The organism is Nitrospirota bacterium, assembly GCA_040752355.1.
Lineage (GTDB): Bacteria > Nitrospirota > Thermodesulfovibrionia > Thermodesulfovibrionales > Dissulfurispiraceae > JBFMCP01.
In genome coordinates, this window is sequence record JBFMHE010000009.1 from 66140 (window position 1) to 84028 (window position 17889).

Sequence of the window (17889 nt, forward strand, 5' to 3'; positions counted from 1 at the left end):
AACGACCAAACAGACTTAACGACCCAATGATTCATCCCTTGCTCTTTTCAACAATCGCACTGAATATTTTCGTCAACTCGACCGATTCGCGCAAAAGAGTACCGCGGTCAGACTCCTGAAGACTATCACAAGAGACGAGTTTAAGCCAATAGCCGCTTTCCTTTGCCTCTTTCCGGCATATCTTAATTCTCATAAGGAAATCCTTCTTACTCAAAGACTCATTGGCTTCGATATAATTCGCCCCTACAGAGCCAGCCGACCTGACAAGCTGTTTGCACATCTCGCTATTCTGCAACGTCCTGGGCAACCCTCCGGAAAAGGTAACAACATCTTTGGCAAACTTGAGCGTCCGAAGTCCCAGATCGAACGGCTTTCCGTAAGGCTCTGTATCTTTTTGTTCGCGATTTTGACTTAGGAATTCGTTTGAGTTTTGGCTCTCGGAATTTGGAACTTGTTTGGGGTCTGGAATTTGTTTGGAATTTGGAGTCTGGAATTTGGAATTTGCCTTTAACAGCGCTTCCGCGACAATGGCATCCTCGGGGGTGGTTACCTTTATGTTCCGGTACGAGCCCTCTACCACCCGTATCGTACCGCCGGACTTCTCGACGAGCGCCGCATCGTCGGTCGCGTAGTATCCGTCGGCGCGGGCTTTCTCGTGGGCGTGCCTGATCCTGTCCACCCGGAAGGTCTGCGGCGTCTGGACAGCCCAGAGCACGGAGCGGTCCAGGGTCCTCCTGACGACGATCTCTTCGCCCTCGGTACCGTCCTCGTACCGGCGGAGCCTGCCCTCCTTGATGGTGTCCTTCACCGGGACCGCGGCGACGACGCCGTCGAAATCCTCGAGCCCCGCAATCGTCCGCCCGATCAGCGCCCCATCCGCGAGCGGCCGCGCGCCGTCGTGTATCACGACGACAGAGGCCTTGCCGTCCAGCGCCTTGAGGCCGTTGTAGACCGAATCCTGGCGCTCTTTGCCGCCGGGGATAATGCGCTTCACCTTCGTAATCCCGTACCGCTCGATCAGCGCAGCGCCTGGGGAGATATCCTCTCCCTTGAGCACGGGGATGATCTCGGCGATCTCCTCCACGCCCTGGAGCGCCTCGAGCGTCCAGATGAGGAGCGGCTTGCCGAGGAGCTCGAAGAGCGGCTTGTTGCGCTCCGAGCCGAACCGCGTCCCCAGCCCCGCGGCAGGGACAACTGCGACTACTCTCTCTCCCTTGATCATCCTTCTTTACTCTTCTTCCCGCACCTTTGCGAAGATCATCCGTCCCGCCGTGGTCTGGAGCACGCTCGTCACCACGAGGTCGGCGTTCCTGCCGATAAGCTTGCGCGCATTCTCGACAACGACCATCGTCCCGTCGTCGAGATAGGCGACGCCCTGGTTGTACTCCTTGCCCTCCTTCACAATAAAGAGGTTCATCGTCTCACCGGGCAGCACCACCGGCTTCAGCACGTTCGCCAGTTCGTTGATATTCAGCACCGCCACGCCCTGGAGCTGCGCCACCTTGTTGAGATTGAAATCGTTGGTGATGATCTTGGCGTTCAGCAGCCGCGCGAGGGCGATGAGCTTCGCATCGACCTCCCGCACCCTGGGAAAGTCCTCTTCGACGATCCTGACCTTGATGTTCGACATCTTCTGGATGCGGTGCAGGATATCGAGCCCCCTCCTGCCCTTCGTCCGCCTCATGGGGTCGGGAGAGTCCGCAATATACTGGAGCTCCTGGAGGATGAACTGGGGGATGATGAACGTCCCCTCGAGGAAGCCCGATTCGATGACATCCGCAATGCGGCCGTCGATGATGACGCTGGTGTCGAGAATCTTGAGATCCTCCTCGAGCTCCTGCCCCTTGAAGAGCCGCATGATCGCGGGTATGGTGAGGTTCTTTCCCCGGTGGAGGCCGACGAAGAGCCCGCCGTACCCGAGCACCGCGTTCAGGACAAAAGACGCTATCGCCCAGCTCTCGTCGGTGAGCAGGAAGCGGAGCGGAAAGAGGAGCAGCACCGAAAAGATGAGCCCCATGCCGAGGCCGAAGAGCCCCCCGATGACCGATCCGAACGAAAAGCCCTTCAGCTTCGATTCAACGAACAAAGAGACCATGCCGAGAAAAATACCGATTAATAATCCCTGGACGGCCATCCCGTACTTGAGGCCGTAGAGATAGCCCGCAAGAGTAAAGACCGCTACCACAGCGCTCCTGGAAAAAATATTCATCGCTCATTCACCTCCTTTCATGAAGATTTCGAAAATCCTGCTACCTAAATTCTAAACAAAACAGGACCGGAGTACCAACTTTCCTGTCCTTTGGGGGCTATGAACAGCGTGCAGCGGGGATGGCGCTTATGTCGGCGACACGGCGATGTAGAACTTCCTGCCGTTGCGATTGATGAAGAGGAGGGCCGAATCCTCCGGCTTGATCTTCGAGATCACCCGGTTGAAATCGTTCAGGCCGCCGATGCGCTGCCGGTCGATCTCCTGTATGATGTCGCCCTTCTTGATACCCGCCTCGTCGGCAGGCGACCCGGGCTCCACCTTGACGATCACCACGCCCTTCTCGTCCTTGTCGACGCCGAGCTGCTTGGCGATGGTGCGGTTGAGATCGACCGCGGCGATGCCGGAAAGGGCGTTCTCCTCGCTCTCGTGCCGCTGCGCGGGCTCCGGCGCCGCTTCGAGGCCGTCGGAAGGGAGCTCGGTGATCGCGACCGGGAGGGTCAGCTCCTTGTCCTTCCGCAGCACCTTCACCGTGATCTGCGACCCGACCTGGCTCTGGGCGACCATATTCCTGAGCACGCCCACGTCGGTCACCCGCTTGCCGTCGAACTCGAGGATGATATCCCCCCGCTGGATGCCCGCCTTCTGCGCCGGGCTCCCCTTCGCCACGTCGCTGATGAGCGCGCCCTCGGAGGTCTTCAGCCCGAACTGCTGCGCAAGCTCGGGGGTCAGCTCCTGGATGGTGACCCCGATCCAGCCTCGCGTGACCTTGCCCTTCTTGATCAGCTGGTCCATGACGAGGCGCACCATGCTGCTGGGGACCGCGAAGCCGATGCCCTGGTAGCCCCCGGTCTTCGAGAAGATGGCGGTATTGATGCCGATGAGCTCACCCCTGATATTGACCAGCGGGCCGCCCGAATTGCCGGGGTTGATCGCCGCATCGGTCTGTATGAAGTTCTCGTAATCGGCAATGCCCACGTCCACCCTGCCTACGGCGCTGATGATGCCCATGGTGACCGTATGGCGCAGGCCGAAGGGGTTGCCTATGGCGAGGACGAACTCGCCCACCTGCAGCTTCTCCGAGTCGCCCCAAGGCACTACCGGGAGGTCGCGGGCGTTTATCTTGATGATCGCGATATCCGTCTTCGGGTCCGCGCCGATGACCTTGGCCCTGAAGCTCCGCTTGTCGAAGAGGATCACCTTTATGTCATCGGACTGCTCGACCACGTGGTTGTTGGTCACGATATACCCGTCGGAGGAAACGACCACGCCCGAGCCGAGGCTCTGCTCCTTCCACTTCCGGCCGTTGCCCTCGGGGAAGGGGTGGAGGAAGTCGAAGAAATCGTCGAAGGGCGTCGGCTGCCGCTTCATCGTCTTGACGCTCGATATGTTGACGACCGACGGCGAAACCGCGCGCACGATCTCGGAAAAGGCCCGCGAGCTCTCGACGATCGAGCCGGGCACCCTCGGGGCAAAAGGCATGTAACTCGGCGTGACGGTCCTGCTCAGGAGGTAATAGGTCAACCCGCCGAGCAGAAAGCCGAGCAGCAGGAGGATCGGTATCCAGGCATAACGTCTTTTCATAATTTTTTATTTTACCATGAATTTGCGCACGTCACCTACGCGGAGCGTGATCCGGTGGGCGTCGATATACTCGAGGAGCGGCACCGCGTACTTCCGGGAGGTGTTGAGGATGTCCCTGAACTCCGACACCGTCATCTCGGGCTTTTTTGCGAAGAAGCCCTTCAGCCGGGCGATCATCGTATCGTACTGTTCGCGGGTGATATACATCGCATCGTTGATGCGGACCAGTGCCCCTTCCTTGGTAAGGAGCTTCAGCATATCGCCGAGCTCCTTGTCGCCGAGGGAGAGCTGCTGGGCGAGCTCGGCCTTGAACGGGGGCTGAAAGCCCTCCTTGCCGAGCAGCGCCATGAGCCTGCTCTTTACGCCCTCGTCCGTGCTCGTGAGCGCGACCCTGAACTCTTTCAGCCGCACCGTATCCTTCTCGACCACAGCATCCTTCACCAGCTCGACAAGGCTGTTGAATACCTTCTCTGCATCCTTCTGGTAGATCCTGACGCGCGCCCGGAGCTCTTCCTTAGGCATGCCCTGCCTGAGGGGGTTCTCTTTGTGGAACTGCCGCAGCTCTGCCACGACCGCCTCCCTGAACGCATCGAAGGCGATCCTGTGGAGCAGCACCTCATGCACGCCGATCACCGCTCCCTCTTTGACCAGCTGGGCTATCGCGGCCCTGATGTCGGGGATATTGCCCAGGACCCAGCCCTCGATCTCTGCGGTGCGGCAGCCGTTGAAATGCGCCCGCTTCACCTTGGTCTCTATCTTCTCCTTCAGGGAGCCCTCTTTGAAGACGACGAGGTCTTCGATCCCGCTCTTCCTTTTCCGCCTGATCGGGTAGGGATCGAGCACCGACCCGCCGCCGATCGTCTCGAGGGGGGAGAACCTCCTGACGATATACCGGTCCCCTGAGAGGACGACGACCGGGTCTTCGAGCCTGAACTGGCAGAAGCACGACTCGCCCGCGGCCACCTCGCTCCTGTCGTAGAGGATCACCCGGGCGATGGTCTCGGCAGTGCCGGAATAGAAGTGGACACGGTCCCTGCTCTTGATGACCGGCGCGTCTTTCAGCATCTCGAGCTCGGCGTCGAGCACGGCGGTCGGCGCGATCTTGTCGGAATCGACCACCACATCGCCGCGCTTGAGCAGCTCCTTGTCCACGCCCTGGAGATTGATCCCGATCCGCTGGCCTGCATACGCTTTTTGCGCGCTCCTGCCGTGGCTCTGGAGCCCCCGCACCTTGGTGGCGATCTTCGAGGGCAGTATCTCCACCGCCGCATCCAGGGCTATGGTCCCCGACAGGGCGGTGCCGGTCACCACGGTGCCGAAGCCCTTCAGGGTGAAGACGCGGTCGATCGGGAGCCGGAAGAGCCCCTCGGTCAATTTCGGGGTGACCTTCCGCGCCACGTCGGCGATCGTCTCCCTCAGCTTCTCGATATTGAGACCCGACTTCGACGAGACCGGGATGACCTCGGCATGCTCGAGAAAGGTCCCCTTCACAAAAGACCGCACCTCGTCGGTGACGAGCTCCAGCCACTCGGCATCCACAAGATCGGCCTTGGTTACCGCGACGATGCCCGCCTTGATCTTGAGCAGCTCGCAGATGGCGAGGTGCTCGTGGCTCTGGGGCATGATCCCTTCATCGGCGGCGATGACCATCACGACGATATCGATACCGCCGGCCCCTGCCAGCATGTTCTTGATGAGCCGCTCGTGTCCCGGCACATCGACGATGCCGACATTGAGCCCGTCCGGATAGGAGAGATTGGCGAAACCGAGGTCGATGGTGATGCCCCGCTCCTTCTCCTCTTTCAGGCGGTCGGGGTCGACGCCGGTCAGGGCCTTGACCAGCGAGCTCTTGCCGTGGTCGATATGCCCGGCAGTGCCGAGAATGATGCTCTTGAAACTGCCGTGATCAGCGACGCGTGATCCGTGAGGGGAGAGAGACTCGATACTCATTACGCATCACCCGTTACGCATCACGAATTTATCGAACCCTTCCAGGATCTTCAAGCCCCTATCCTGGCTCTTTTCGGGATGGAATTGAGTGGCGCAGATATTGTCTTTCCATACCATGGACACAAAATCGACGCCGTAGCCGGTCCGCGCCGCGACCACCGCTTCCTGCTCGGGGACCACATAGTAGGAATGGACGAAATAAAAATAAGAGCGGTCCGGAATCTCCTCGAAAAGAGGCGGCGTCCTGACCAGCCTCACCGTATTCCATCCCATGTGGGGAATCTTGAGTTGCTGACTGCTGACTGCTGACTGCTGATTGCCGTCGAACTTGAATTTGACTACCTTCCCCTTGAGCACATTCATCCCCCTGCAGAGCCCGAACTCTTCGGACTCGGTGAAGAGGATCTGCAGGCCGAGACAGATGCCGAGATAGGGCTTGCCCTTCTCGATCTCCTTGACAATCACGTCGAGAAGGCTCAGCTTGTCGAGGTTGCCCATGCAGTCCTTGAAGGCCCCCACGCCGGGGAGCACGATGCCCTTCGCATCGGCAATGACCTTGGGATCGGCGGTGACCCTGACATCGGCGCCCGCCTTGAGAAACCCCTTCTCGACGCTCCGTATGTTGCCCATCCCGTAATCGACTATCGCAATCATGATTTTCTCCGCAAAAAAAGCTCTCAGCTATCAGCAAAGGACAAGGGAAAAGCCTCTGTAGTATAGCCGTTACAAAAGCTGATGGCTAAGACCTGACAGCTGACGGCTGAGAGCTGATTACTGATTGATTATTTTACCATACGAGAAAAAGATTTTTAAAATTAACGACTTCATCATGCAGGGTCGAGGCCTCCCGGAGCAGCAGATCCCGCGCCCGTTTGATCGCGATACCGCTGTCCGGCCTCTCGCAGACCGCCACCGCGCCGTCCCTGTCGGTCCTGAGGACCTCCGCGCCAACCAGCAGCGACGTGACCGCCTCGTGCGGATGGCCGTACCGGTTATTGCGGCCCACGCTGAATACCGCCACCTCGGGGGCGGCGTGCCGGAAGAACGCCGCCGATGCGGACGACCTGCTGCCGTGGTGCGGCGCCTTCAGGACGGTGCTCTTCAGATGCGCGCCGAGATGAGCGATATTTTCGAGCCCCTCCTTTTCGAGATCGCCGGCGAAGAGGAATGAGACCGTTCGCCCCTGGAGCCTGAAGGCCAGGGAGGCGTTGTTATCCTCGGAGCGAGGGGGGCCGGCGGAATAGAATTCCGGGTACGGGTGGAGGATATCTATTACATACCCCTTTCCCCGTACTGCATCCCCTCTCGAAAGGCCCCGATGCGCTATCGTATCCGGATGCCCCTCCGGCCACCCGGAGTAATACAGGCGGCCGTTATCCCACAGCTCCTTCACGGCAACGTCATCGATGAGCGCATCCAGACCGCCCGCATGGTCGGACTGGCCGTGCGAGAGGATGAGCGCATCGATCGTCGTTATTCCTCTCGACCGGAGGAATGCGGAGACGGGGAACCCATTGCTCCCGGTATCGATCACCAGCACCTTGCCGTCGGGCAGCTCGGCCACTGCTGCGTCGCCCTGCCCTACATCGAGGAAGGTGACGCAGAGCTGTCCCGGAGCAGCGGCCGTAATGACGACATAGATCGCGAAAGGAACGACCCCGAGGGCGAGGAGCGCCCAGTGCCGCCGTGCAGTCCACCCGGCCTGTTCCCGTTTTCCGCTGCGATACGCACCGGCCGCCATAAAGATGAAGATGAGGAGAGCGCCGTAAAAAGATACGAGCAGCGCCGGAGGGAATGCCGGGACAGAGAGGGAGGCGCCGGGGAGCCGGGCAGCGCGCTCGACCAGGGAGAGCACCGATGCCGTAAGCATGTCGATAAGCGACGAGAAAGGGAACCGGTCGAAGAGGAGGAAGACAAACGATGAGAGCAATGCCGTCGGGAGGAGGATCGCCCCGATGAGCGGCGTAATGAGCAGATTGGTTACCGGAGCGATGAGAGAGACGTAATGGAACGAATACGCCACCAGCGGCGCGGTGCCGAGTGCGGCGGCAGAGGAGATGAGCGCGGACGAGACGGCAAACCGCCGCAGTGAGGCAGCCGCTTTTCGGGGCATGCTCTCCCGGACAAACGCTCCGTCGCGGGGAGCCCCGCCTTCAGGGGCGCTGCGCCGGAGCTCCACCGCGATGCCGATACACAGCACCGCGATAAAGGAGAGCTGAAACGACAGATCGCCCAGCCCGGCAGGGTGCAGCAGGAGGATCACCGCAGCCGCGCAGAGCAGGGTAACGAGCCAGAGCCCGCGGCGTTGTATGAGGAGGGCGAAGAGAAAGACCAGGATCATGATGAACGCCCGGAGGGCAGGAATGCCCCCCGAAGAGATGCCGAGATACACGATGATAAACGGAAGAGAGCAGGCTGCCGCGATCTGGGACGGCGTCGCATACCGCGTCACCCGGACGAGCATCCGGTAAGGCAGATACCTAAAAAGAGCCCTGAAGACCGCGAAGACGACGATGAAGAGCAGCCCGAAATGAGTGCCCGATATACTCAGGATGTGGGCGAGCCCCGTAGCGTTGAAGGCGTCGCGCACCTCCCTGGTCAGGAGCGCGCGGTCCCCGATGAGGATCGAGAGGAGAAACGACGCCGACTGCTCCGAAAAATCGCTTTTGATGCCATTGCGCAGCCGCATCCGTGCCGTCCCGAAAAGCCCTCCCGGCGCACCCTTCTCCTTTTCCACCGAAACGGCATAGGCACGGGGGAAAGCGAGCCCGCCCGTCCGGCTCATGCCCGGGTTCAGCAGGGGCCCGGTCCCGGAGAGGGTAGCGGTAATGGCGTAGGGCTCGTCGGGCGAGAGTGCCGTACCGGTGATGAGGCGCACCTCTCTCAAGGATACCGGCGCGCCGCTGCCGTCAACCGCCCGGTCGAGATCGACCGTCTGCACGAATTGAAGGGGTCGCGTCCGGAGCGGCGCCGCGCTCTCTCTCGCGACGCCGCTCGCGGTGATCGTGCGCTTCCCGTCGGCAGCAGCCGTTGCCGCGTGGTGAGCCCGCGCATGGAAAAAGCCGGAAGCGGCGAGAGCGGCGAGCGCGCAACAAAAGAGCAGCATCCTGCTGCGGCCAGCTCCCTCACCGGTACCGGACCGGCGCCTTGTTGCAGCGAAGATGAAGAGAAGCGCGGCGAGGACGGATGAAGAGAACGGAAAAAAACGGGATGCATGATACCACGCGACCCCGACGATGAACGCACCGAAATAGCTCATAGCTCACAGCTCATGAGCAGCTGAAGAGGGGGGAGGATAGGGTGCTTCCGTCTCATTCTCGGACGGCATCCGAGCCGTCCTCCGAGGCTACGTCAGCCCGCTCCGCCCTCCATGGCTCCGCATGGGGGCTGCCAAAGCCGCTCCAGCACCCTATCCTCCCCCCTCCCGCTCCCTGTATGAGCTATCCTGGACAGCTATCAGCTATGACCCAGTTTCTTCTGAATGACTGCGGCTACGTCCCCGGCCACGCGCTGTGCGAGGTCGTCGCTCTCGGCCTCCACCATGACCCTGATCTTCGGCTCGGTACCGGAAGGCCGCACCAGTATGCGGCCCTTGTCGCCGAGGGCCGCCGTCGCCTCATCGATCGCCTTCACGGCTTCGGGGATCTTCTTGATGTCCTTTTTCTCGGCTACGGGAATGTTGAGGAGCACCTGCGGGAAGAGCTCGATATCGCGGGTCATCTCGGAAAAGAGCTTGTTCCTCTTGCGCATGAGGTAGAGCATCTGGAGCGCCGTGACCGGCCCATCCCCGGTGGTGTTGCAGTCGAACGAGATGATATGCCCCGACTGCTCCCCGCCGAGATTGTAGCCGCCGCGCAGCATCTCTTCGACGACATAGCGGTCGCCCACCTTGGCCCGTATCAGCTTTATATCCAGCCGCTCGAGGTACTTCTCGAGACCGAGATTGCTCATGACCGTTGCAACGACCGTATCGCCTTTGAGCCCGCCCTCTTTCTTGAGCTCCGCCGCCCATGCGCCGAGGATCAGATCGCCGTCGGCGACCGCTCCCTTGTCATCGACGAGGAGGGTCCGGTCGGCATCGCCGTCGTGGGCAACGCCGAGGTGAGCGCCGTGCTCCCTGACCTCCTGGGCGATGCAGTCGAGATGCAGCGAGCCGCAATTGTCGTTGATGTTGATACCGTTCGGTTTGTCGTTTATGGAGAGCACCTCGGCGCCGAGCTCGCGCAGCACCCAGGGCGTGACCTTGTAGGCTGCGCCGTTGGCGCAATCGACGACGACCTTGAGGCCCTCGAGGTTGGCTCCCCGCGGGATCGTCGATTTTATGTATTCGATGTATCTTCCGGCGGCGTCGTCGAGACGGTACGCCCTGCCGATCCGCTCCCCGGTCAGCCGTTTCCCCGGAAAGCTCTCGTCGGCAGCCAGCCGCTCTATCTCCGCCTCGATCTCGTCGGAGAGCTTGAAGCCGCTCGAGGAGAAGATCTTGATCCCGTTGTCCTCGAACGGGTTATGAGAGGCGGAGATGACGATGCCGGCGTCGAGCCGCAGCGCCCGGGTGAGATAGGCGACCCCCGGGGTCGGGATGGGACCGACGAGGGTCACATCCATGCCCCCCGAGCAGATGCCCGAGGTGAGCGCGCTCTCGATCATGTAGCCCGAGAGCCTCGTATCCTTGCCGATCAGCACCATGTGCCGGCCGTGCTCGTTTCTCAAGACGGACGCGATAGCCATTCCCACCCGCAAGACCGTCTCGGGGGTCATGGGGAATCTATTCACTCTGCCCCTGATGCCGTCGGTGCCGAACAGTTTCATCGTTCAACCCTCTTGATCGCGATACTCACCGTTACCTCCGACAGCGCCGTCCGTATGTTCCTGCCGCCCGGATTGAGCTTGATACTCTGGTGGATATCGGAATCGAGGCCGGTGATATCCACCGGCTCGGTCCTCAGCACGGCGATCCGCGCCAGCTCCGCCTGTGCGCCCGCTACCGCTACCGAAGAGGGTTTCACCTCTACCGAGACCACCCGGTAGCCCCGCTCGGGCGTACCGACGAGCGGCACCTTCACGGGCACCACCTTGGTTACCGACTCATCGAGCACCACCCTGACATGCGTCGGCTCGATACGCAGGATCTCGACCGTCCGCGGGGTGGCGATGCCGCCTTTATCGAAGTAGTAGGTCGCTTCGCCTTTGCGGGCTGCCGAGAGATCGACCACCACCCCGATATCCGCGGGCCGGAGATTCTTCAACAGGCGTTCGTGCCCCCGGAGGTTCAGCACCACGCTCTTGACGCTCTCTTTCTGGAGCTCCAGCCCTTTCGGTATGTTCTTGAATACGATCGGCGCCTCGACCGCCATCTCCGACTGGCCCCGGTAGGTCACGAAAAACCACATCGAGATCGCGAGCCCGACGGCGAGCACCTTCAGACCCGCATTGCTGAACACGATATGCTTCATGCGCCGTCTCTCCCGTACTTATCGCACGTTGTCCCGCACATATTATTTATTCGCCAGCGCCTCGGGACTCCTCGGCACGGCTTTGCTCTTCTTGGTCGCTGTAAAGAGCTCGGTCAGCATCTCCCGCAGGGTCCCCATATCGACATGGGTGACGAACTTGTCGCTCATCGCGACCGAGATCGTTCCGGTCTCCTCGGAGACGACGATCGCCACCGCGTCCGTCTCCTCGGTGATCCCGATGCCGGCGCGATGCCTCGTCCCCAGTGCCCTGCTCACCTCGGAGCCGAGGGTGATGGGGAGAAAACAGCCTGCGGCGACCACCCTGTTGCCCCGGATGATGATCGCGCCGTCATGGATCGGCGATGTGGGATGGAAGATGCTCAGCAGCAGTTCCTTCGAAACCTTCGCATCGAGCTGGGTCCCCATCTCGACATAGTCCTTCAGGCTGACCTCGCGCTCGATGACGATCAGCGCACCCACCTTGCGGTTCGCCAGGGCGATGGTGCCGCGCACGATCTCCTCGAGCGACTTCAGCTCCTCCGCGACCGTGATATTCTGGAAGAAGGACGACTCCCCCATCTGGGCGAGGGCCCTCCTGATCTCGGGCTGAAAGAGGATGATCAGCACGATCACGACCTGCGCCCAGAAGCTCTGGATGATCCAGTCCATGGTATAGAGCTGCAGGTACTTGGCGAAGAAAGAGGCGATGAGCAGCACGCCGAGCCCGAGGAGCATCTGGGCGGCCTTTGTTCCTTTCATGATCAGGAGCAGGCGGTAGATGATGACCGCTACAATGACGATATCGACGAGGTCCTGCCACCTGAGCTGTCCGAACAATTCCAGCACTGCTGCTCCTCACTCATGAAATACGCGGTAAAAACAGCCGGACGCGGCGCACAATCCTTTTCCTCCGGCCTCTCCGGCGACAACAGAATAATTATAGCATATCAATGTGCTCTGGAATCATTGATGCCATCGAGGTACTTCACGACCTTCTCTTCGATATCGTCCCGCAGTCCCCTGAAGGTAGACCGCATGCTGAAGAGCGCGCCGTCGAGGGCGCCGTTGGAGGAAAGGGTATCGCGGAAGAAGAGGCACTCGCGTTCGGCGTACTCGGGGAGACGGGGGCTCCCTTTGCTCGCGTCCTCGCAGAGCATGACGATTCTATCGAAGCTCAGGTCTTTGAACAGGTCGAGATGTTTCGCCCTCCTGGCGCTGATATCGATCGACCGCTCGCGCATCACCTTGATCACATCGACGGGGATATCCACCGGCATCAGGCCCGCCGAAAAGGCGGCCCAGGTCCCCTTGAAGCGGTCGTTCACGATCCCCTCGGCCATTTGTGAACGGACGGCGTTATTCTTGCCTATGAAGAGGACGGTCCTGAGCCCCGCTGCCCGCGCGATCTTGTAGCGCAAGATCTCGCTGTCCGGCAGCCCCGGGGAGGGTGAGAGAATCCGCTCTCCGTTCACTTTTATTATCGGGCCGGCAAGGCCGGCGTACTTGCCGCCGCCCTTGTGATTCCTGAGCTTCACTACATCGATGGGCTGCCGGATACCCAGGGAATCGAGGGTCCTGCGCACCACGTCTTTTGCATGCTCGAGGGCATCGCATCCCTCCCGGCAAAGAATCTCTATAACCACCGCTTTACTCCCTGCGCGCCGTGCTGCCGATGCTTATTTACAGGCATAGGTGACGACGCGGTAGCACCGCAGGCAGCGGCCCGCCTCGTCCATCGCCTCCTGTACGGTATAGCCTTTATCGACCTCTCTGAAGTCCTTCTTCCTCGCTACCGCCGGCTCGTGCCTGATGGGGATACGCTTTACGCCGCCGGGCATATTCACCCGCTCCGCGGGATCGAAGACCTGGAGCTGGTTCAGGAACGCCTCGTCCTCCTCCTCATCGAAGTGTTCGACCTTTCCTTCATTCAGGAAAGCGTCGATCTTCAGGCCGGCGCGCCGCCCGTGTGCGCAGGCCCTGATGAGGACATCCGGCCCGGTCACGCAGTCGCCCCCGGCAAAGACGCCCATGCGCGTTGTCATGAGATGCTCGTTGACGGCGATGGTGCCTTTCTTGGTCACCTGCACGCCGGGAAGCCTGCAGATGCAGGCCGAGTCGCCCTCCTGCCCGATAGCGGAAACGATCACTTCCACAGGGATGACGAACTCGGAGCCCGGCACCTCCACCGGCCTCCTCCTGCCCGACGCGTCGGGCTCGCCGAGCTCCATGCGCAGGCATTCCAGGCCGGTGACCTTCCCGCTCTCGCCGATGATCCTCTTCGGCGCCGTCAGGAAATGGAACTGCACGCCTTCCGCCTCCGCATCGGTGATCTCGACGGCGTCGGCGGGCATCTCCTTGCGGGATCTCCGGTAGACGAGGTGGGATTCTTCGAAGCCCACCCTGAAGGCGCTCCGGACGCAATCGATCGCGACGTTGCCGCCGCCGATGACCGCCACTTTCTTTCCCTTCGGCAGCTCGTCGAAGAAGCCGAGATTCACCGAGCGGAGAAACTGGACACCCGGTATGTATCCGTAATAACCATGGTCCTCTCCCTCTATCTCCATCCTCTTGTGGCAATGGCAGCCCATGCCGATGAAGACCGCCCGGTACCCCTCTTTCTCGAGGTAGTCGAGCGTAAAGTGGGTACCGAGCCCCTTGCCGTAGACAACGGTCACGCCCAGCGCCTCGATCTCCTCGATCTCCCTGCGCAGCACGGGCCGGGGCAGCCGGTAATCGGGGATGCCGACCGCAGCCATGCCGCCCGGTTCGGGGAGCGCCTCGTAGATGGTCACCGCGTAGCCCTGATGGGCAAGGATATAGGCGCAGGTAAGCCCTGCGGGACCGGCGCCGATAATGGCGACCTTCATGCCGTTGGGCTCCTTCTTCTCCAGCGTGGGTCCCGAGGTGGTCGCGAGCTCATAGAAAAACTTCTCCCGGTGGCTCTTCCACTCGAGCACCTTCGGCATCGTTCTCCCCTCGGCAGCGTAATCCGCAACAAACCGCTTCAGGTGCTTTATCTGGAGTGGCTCGTCGAGGAGGCTGCGCCGGCAGTTGGATTCGCACGGCCTCACGCAGACCCTTCCGACGACGCCGGGAAGGGGAAGCTTCTGGCGGATGATATCGAGGGCCTCGCGGAACTTGCCGAGCCTGATCGCTTCTATGTACCTCGGGATATCCAGGTGGATCGGGCACGCCTGCATGCAGGGAGCGGTCCTGATAGAGCGGTAACGGTACTTGCGCCTGCCCCTCTTCTTCCCGTTCGCCGCTGCCTCGAAGTCATCGCGGTAGTGTTCCAGGAGGTAGAGAAACGCTTCCGGCGAGCTCCGTCCGATCTCGCAGCGCGAGGTCCGGGAGATCGTCTCGGAGAGCATGCGTATCATCTCGAGGTCGTCCGGCTTGCCCTTTCCCTTGATGAACCGCTTGAAGATGTCGGACAGCACCGAGGTCCCTACTCTGCAGGGAACACACTGGCCGCAGGAGCTCTCCACTATCGCCTGCGAATACTCGTAGCAGAGGTCGATGACATCGATATCGGGCTTGAAAATCTGGACGCCGCCCCACCCGACGATAGCGGCGACATCCTTATCGGCATAGCGGAGGGGGAGCGCCTCCTCCTGCGTCTTGTGGTTCCAGTAGCAGACCGGCTGTGTCATGATTCGTTCCTCCCCCCGTTTACCGGGATTCCCTCGGCCATTGCCGCGGCATAATGGTTGCGGGCGCATTCGGGGCAGAGATTATGCACCCGCGCCTCGGGATGCCCCGAGAGCCTGAAGCGGACCGAATCGACGAACTTTTCGGTTGCGATCGGGGTCCCGCAGGACTCGCAGCCGATAAGCCTGACCCGGTTGACCTCTTTCCCGGAGCGGAAGATCCTCCGGACCGCCCCCTTGTCCTCGACGGTTATGATGCCGACAGGACAGACCTGGGCGCAGGTGCCGCAGCCGATGCAGTCCTCCTTCGAGAGCACGACATACTCGACCACCCTGTTCCTGTTCTTTCCCGACGTGCCGAAGGAGAGCGCTGCGGCACCGATGCGGTCGCGGCAGACCCTGACGCACTGGCCGCAGAGCGCGCAGCTGCCTTCCTTTTCTGCGGCGAGCGCCTTCGTCCCTGTTCCTTCGCCCCTCGCCGCCGAAAGGAGCGCGGGGCTCGAGACGAGATCGGGAAAGACCAGCGCGAGGATAGTCTTCCGCATCTCCACGATCAGGGGGGAGTCCGTCTCGACGACGAGGCCGTTCGTTATCTTCAGGTTGCAGGACGTGGCAACCGTACGATCCAGGCCGGGCCCCTCCACCTCGACAATGCAGAGCCGGCAGGCGCCCTGCGGGGCGAGCGCCCGGTGATAACAGAGGGTGGGGATACCGATGCCCGCCTGGCGGGCCGCCTCGAGGACGGTAGTCCCCTCTTCAGCCTCCACCGCGTTACCGTTGATCGTCAGCCGTACCATACGCTCACCTCTGATAGAATGTTCCTGCCTTCATGCGGGCGCTAATACAATGAAAGAACTTAGAGTCAGACAAGGCATAGTATGTGGAGCGGTATCAGCAGCCCGAGCGAAGTCATGGATGACGAAGCGGGTCGGTACGACTCGATTCCGAGCTGGTGCCTCGGAGGTCGTATCGACCGAGAATGAGCGAACATACTGTGCCTTGTCTGACTCGCCTCTGCTCATTCTGTTAGACGCTCTTTATAAGTACATAAATTATATTTATGCGCACTCACCCAAAGTCAAGCTAAATATTCAAGCTGTTCTAAAGCCACAGCTTTATATCATCTGACTGCCGTACACCCGCAGCTGCAGCGAGAGGATCGGGAATCATTTATAAAAATAAAACCCGCTCTCCTGCGCCCTGACCCATTCCGGGGAATAGCACGAGCACTCGGTCTTGATAAACGCCGAGAGGGCGAGGAGGTCGCCTCTGCGGATGTATTCCTTGAGCGGCTCTACATCGCGCTTGCTGCGGATCAGATGGGTCAGCACCCCTCCGCAATCCACCTGGCCCATGAGGATAGCGCCCACGAGCCTGTTCCCCTCGAAGACGAACTTCCGATAGATCTCCCCTTCCACCAGGACCTCCGACTGCTGTGATTCACTCACGGGGTTGGTGAGCCCCATGGTCATGATGGGGAGACCGTAGATCTCTACCGAATTCATGCCGATGCCGCCCTTGTACTCCGCATGCCGGCCCGCCATGTTCAGCCCTGCAACCCTCCCCTGCTCATAGGCGAGCGGCACGATCGCAATGACATCCTGCCGGGCCATGAGAATGTTGTAATTCTGGACCACATCCCCTGCAGCGTAGACGCCGGGTACCGTCGTCTGCATCCTCTCGTCCGTCACGATGCCGCGCTCGACGCTCACTCCCGTATCTTTTACCAGATCGACATTGGGACGCACTCCTATCGCGAGGACCAGGATGCCGCACTCCATCCGCCTGCCGTCCTGCAGGACAACGCCTGTCACCTCGTTCTTCTTGTTTACCAGGATCTCCTGCGCCGTAACGCCGGTAACCGTCTTGATGCCGTTGTCGTTGAGGCGCCTGCTCGCGACCTGTCCCGAGTACTCGTCGAGAGCGACGGCAAGCACCCTCGGCCCCAGCTCCACGATCGTCGTATCGACCCCGACATCGTTCAGGCCCTCGGAAGCCTTCAGGCCGATAAGGCCGCCGCCGATGACGACTGCCTTCTTGTGTCTCTTGCTCAACGCATAAAGGGCTTTCGCATCGTCCCATTTGGTAAAGGTATGGACATGCTTCACGCCGGGAGTGTATCCCTTGATCGGTGGGATGAAAGGCTTCCCTCCCGTCGCGATAAGGAGCTTGTCATAGGCGACCCTGTCGCCGTTCTCGAGAAGGACCGCTCTGCCGCTGAAATCGATCGAGGCCGCCCGCCTCCCCAGCATCGGCTCGACCTTTTTCCTCTTATAGAAGTCGGCGGGGCGGTAGTACATGTTCCTCGTCGCGGTCGCCCTGCCGAGCCAGAAGGTGATGAGCGGCCGCGCGTAGCACCGGTAGGGTTCATCCGATATCACGGTGATCGCGGTATCCCGGTCAACCTGCCTGATCGCCTCGATGGCGCCGACGGCAGCATACGAATTACCGATAATCACATAGCTCATTCCGTCTCTCCGTCGATGATCGTCGTATAGGTGCGGGCGGCCTTCTTCCGCTTTTCCGCGGAATAGGCGTTGGGGTCCGTTATCTGCAGGCCTCTGGCTTTGCATACGGTCATGCAGGGGGCCTCGGTCCTGTCGAGGCAGCCGTCGCACTTGCGCGCAACGCCGAAGTGCTCACCCTCTTTCTTCGGGACCCTCGTGATCGCCCCGAAGGGGCAGAGCATGACGCACATCCAGCACCCGACGCAGCGTTTATAGTCGGTCACGACGCGATTATGCTTCTCGTCCTTGTATCTGCAGCCGGGCATGCAGGCGGTAATGCAGGGAGCGTCCTGGCAGTTCTGGCAGACGATGGGGACATATCGTTCGCCGACGGTCACAATCTGTATGCACGGCTCGCCGCTTTCAAGCGTCTTTTTGCACTGGACCACGCACTCCCCGCATCCGTCGCACTGCTCGCGGGAGATCAAGAATTCGCCTCTCTTCACCTTGTTCGCACTCCTCTTTTTTCCCACGGTTTCCTCCCTCATCATCACGGCGGCATAGCGCGCCTCTTCGCACCGCCGCGGCAAGCTTTTCCT

General features: G+C 60.9%; 14 protein-coding genes. All 14 read right to left on the reverse strand.

All coding sequences use genetic code 11. The features are described from left to right. Positions 1-31: 31 nt before the first annotated feature. The 14 genes from ispD to AB1805_08345 all read right to left on the reverse strand — a co-directional run bounded on the left by ispD (position 32) and on the right by AB1805_08345 (position 17823). Positions 32-1222: a 2-C-methyl-D-erythritol 4-phosphate cytidylyltransferase gene (gene ispD, locus AB1805_08280; protein ID MEW5745415.1), complete on the reverse strand. Its 1191-nt coding sequence runs from the start codon at positions 1220-1222 to the stop codon at positions 32-34. A 6-nt stretch (positions 1223-1228) separates the two neighbouring features. Further along, the gene (locus tag AB1805_08285; protein ID MEW5745416.1) at positions 1229-2209 is read right to left on the reverse strand and encodes a PIN domain-containing protein; all 981 of its coding nucleotides are present in this window, start codon (positions 2207-2209) and stop codon (positions 1229-1231) included. A gap of 126 nt (positions 2210-2335) precedes the next feature. Further along, the gene (locus AB1805_08290) at positions 2336-3790 is read right to left on the reverse strand and encodes a DegQ family serine endoprotease (GenBank protein ID MEW5745417.1); all 1455 of its coding nucleotides are present in this window, start codon (positions 3788-3790) and stop codon (positions 2336-2338) included. Positions 3791-3796: 6 nt separating this feature from the next. After that, positions 3797-5740, reverse strand: a complete 1944-nt coding sequence (gene selB / locus AB1805_08295; GenBank protein MEW5745418.1) for a selenocysteine-specific translation elongation factor — start codon at positions 5738-5740, stop codon at positions 3797-3799. Positions 5741-5746: 6 nt separating this feature from the next. Beyond that, the gene (gene hisH / locus AB1805_08300) at positions 5747-6394 is read right to left on the reverse strand and encodes an imidazole glycerol phosphate synthase subunit HisH (protein MEW5745419.1); all 648 of its coding nucleotides are present in this window, start codon (positions 6392-6394) and stop codon (positions 5747-5749) included. Positions 6395-6527: 133 nt separating this feature from the next. Next, entirely contained in the window at positions 6528-8999 is a 2472-nt protein-coding gene (locus AB1805_08305; protein ID MEW5745420.1) for a DNA internalization-related competence protein ComEC/Rec2, read from the reverse strand. 197 nt (positions 9000-9196) lie between these two features. Then, positions 9197-10549, reverse strand: a complete 1353-nt coding sequence (glmM, locus tag AB1805_08310) for a phosphoglucosamine mutase (protein MEW5745421.1) — start codon at positions 10547-10549, stop codon at positions 9197-9199. Continuing rightward, the gene (locus AB1805_08315; GenBank protein ID MEW5745422.1) at positions 10546-11193 is read right to left on the reverse strand and encodes a CdaR family protein; all 648 of its coding nucleotides are present in this window, start codon (positions 11191-11193) and stop codon (positions 10546-10548) included. Before AB1805_08315 ends, glmM begins: the two co-directional genes overlap by 4 nt. Before the next feature lie 42 nt (positions 11194-11235). After that, positions 11236-12039, reverse strand: a complete 804-nt coding sequence (cdaA, locus tag AB1805_08320) for a diadenylate cyclase CdaA (protein MEW5745423.1) — start codon at positions 12037-12039, stop codon at positions 11236-11238. Between the two features lie 101 nt (positions 12040-12140). Continuing rightward, entirely contained in the window at positions 12141-12836 is a 696-nt protein-coding gene (locus tag AB1805_08325) for a hypothetical protein (protein ID MEW5745424.1), read from the reverse strand. Between the two features lie 33 nt (positions 12837-12869). After that, complete coding sequence (locus AB1805_08330) at positions 12870-14846, reverse strand: FAD-dependent oxidoreductase (protein MEW5745425.1); 1977 nt, start codon at positions 14844-14846, stop codon at positions 12870-12872. Beyond that, positions 14843-15640 carry a 2Fe-2S iron-sulfur cluster-binding protein gene (locus AB1805_08335; GenBank protein ID MEW5745426.1) on the reverse strand — a complete coding sequence of 266 codons (798 nt, stop codon included), beginning with the start codon at positions 15638-15640 and terminating at the stop codon, positions 14843-14845. The genes AB1805_08330 and AB1805_08335 overlap by 4 nt, the downstream gene beginning before the upstream one ends. 369 nt (positions 15641-16009) lie before the next feature. Next, positions 16010-17311 carry an FAD-dependent oxidoreductase gene (locus tag AB1805_08340; GenBank protein ID MEW5745427.1) on the reverse strand — a complete coding sequence of 434 codons (1302 nt, stop codon included), beginning with the start codon at positions 17309-17311 and terminating at the stop codon, positions 16010-16012. Next, the gene (locus AB1805_08345) at positions 17308-17823 is read right to left on the reverse strand and encodes a 4Fe-4S dicluster domain-containing protein (protein ID MEW5745428.1); all 516 of its coding nucleotides are present in this window, start codon (positions 17821-17823) and stop codon (positions 17308-17310) included. The genes AB1805_08340 and AB1805_08345 overlap by 4 nt, the downstream gene beginning before the upstream one ends. Positions 17824-17889: the final 66 nt, after the last annotated feature.

Coding starts and splice junctions, on each gene's coding strand:
- AB1805_08285 (MEW5745416.1), bottom strand. CDS start 2,209: ATGAATATTTTTTCCAGGAGCGCTGTGGTAGCGGTCTTTACTCTTGCG.
- AB1805_08330 (MEW5745425.1), bottom strand. CDS start 14,846: ATGACACAGCCGGTCTGCTACTGGAACCACAAGACGCAGGAGGAGGCG.
- AB1805_08290 (MEW5745417.1), bottom strand. CDS start 3,790: ATGAAAAGACGTTATGCCTGGATACCGATCCTCCTGCTGCTCGGCTTT.
- ispD (MEW5745415.1), bottom strand. CDS start 1,222: ATGATCAAGGGAGAGAGAGTAGTCGCAGTTGTCCCTGCCGCGGGGCTG.
- hisH (MEW5745419.1), bottom strand. CDS start 6,394: ATGATTGCGATAGTCGATTACGGGATGGGCAACATACGGAGCGTCGAG.
- AB1805_08340 (MEW5745427.1), bottom strand. CDS start 17,311: ATGAGCTATGTGATTATCGGTAATTCGTATGCTGCCGTCGGCGCCATC.
- AB1805_08315 (MEW5745422.1), bottom strand. CDS start 11,193: ATGAAGCATATCGTGTTCAGCAATGCGGGTCTGAAGGTGCTCGCCGTC.
- AB1805_08305 (MEW5745420.1), bottom strand. CDS start 8,999: ATGAGCTATTTCGGTGCGTTCATCGTCGGGGTCGCGTGGTATCATGCA.
- AB1805_08335 (MEW5745426.1), bottom strand. CDS start 15,640: ATGGTACGGCTGACGATCAACGGTAACGCGGTGGAGGCTGAAGAGGGG.
- glmM (MEW5745421.1), bottom strand. CDS start 10,549: ATGAAACTGTTCGGCACCGACGGCATCAGGGGCAGAGTGAATAGATTC.
- selB (MEW5745418.1), bottom strand. CDS start 5,740: ATGAGTATCGAGTCTCTCTCCCCTCACGGATCACGCGTCGCTGATCAC.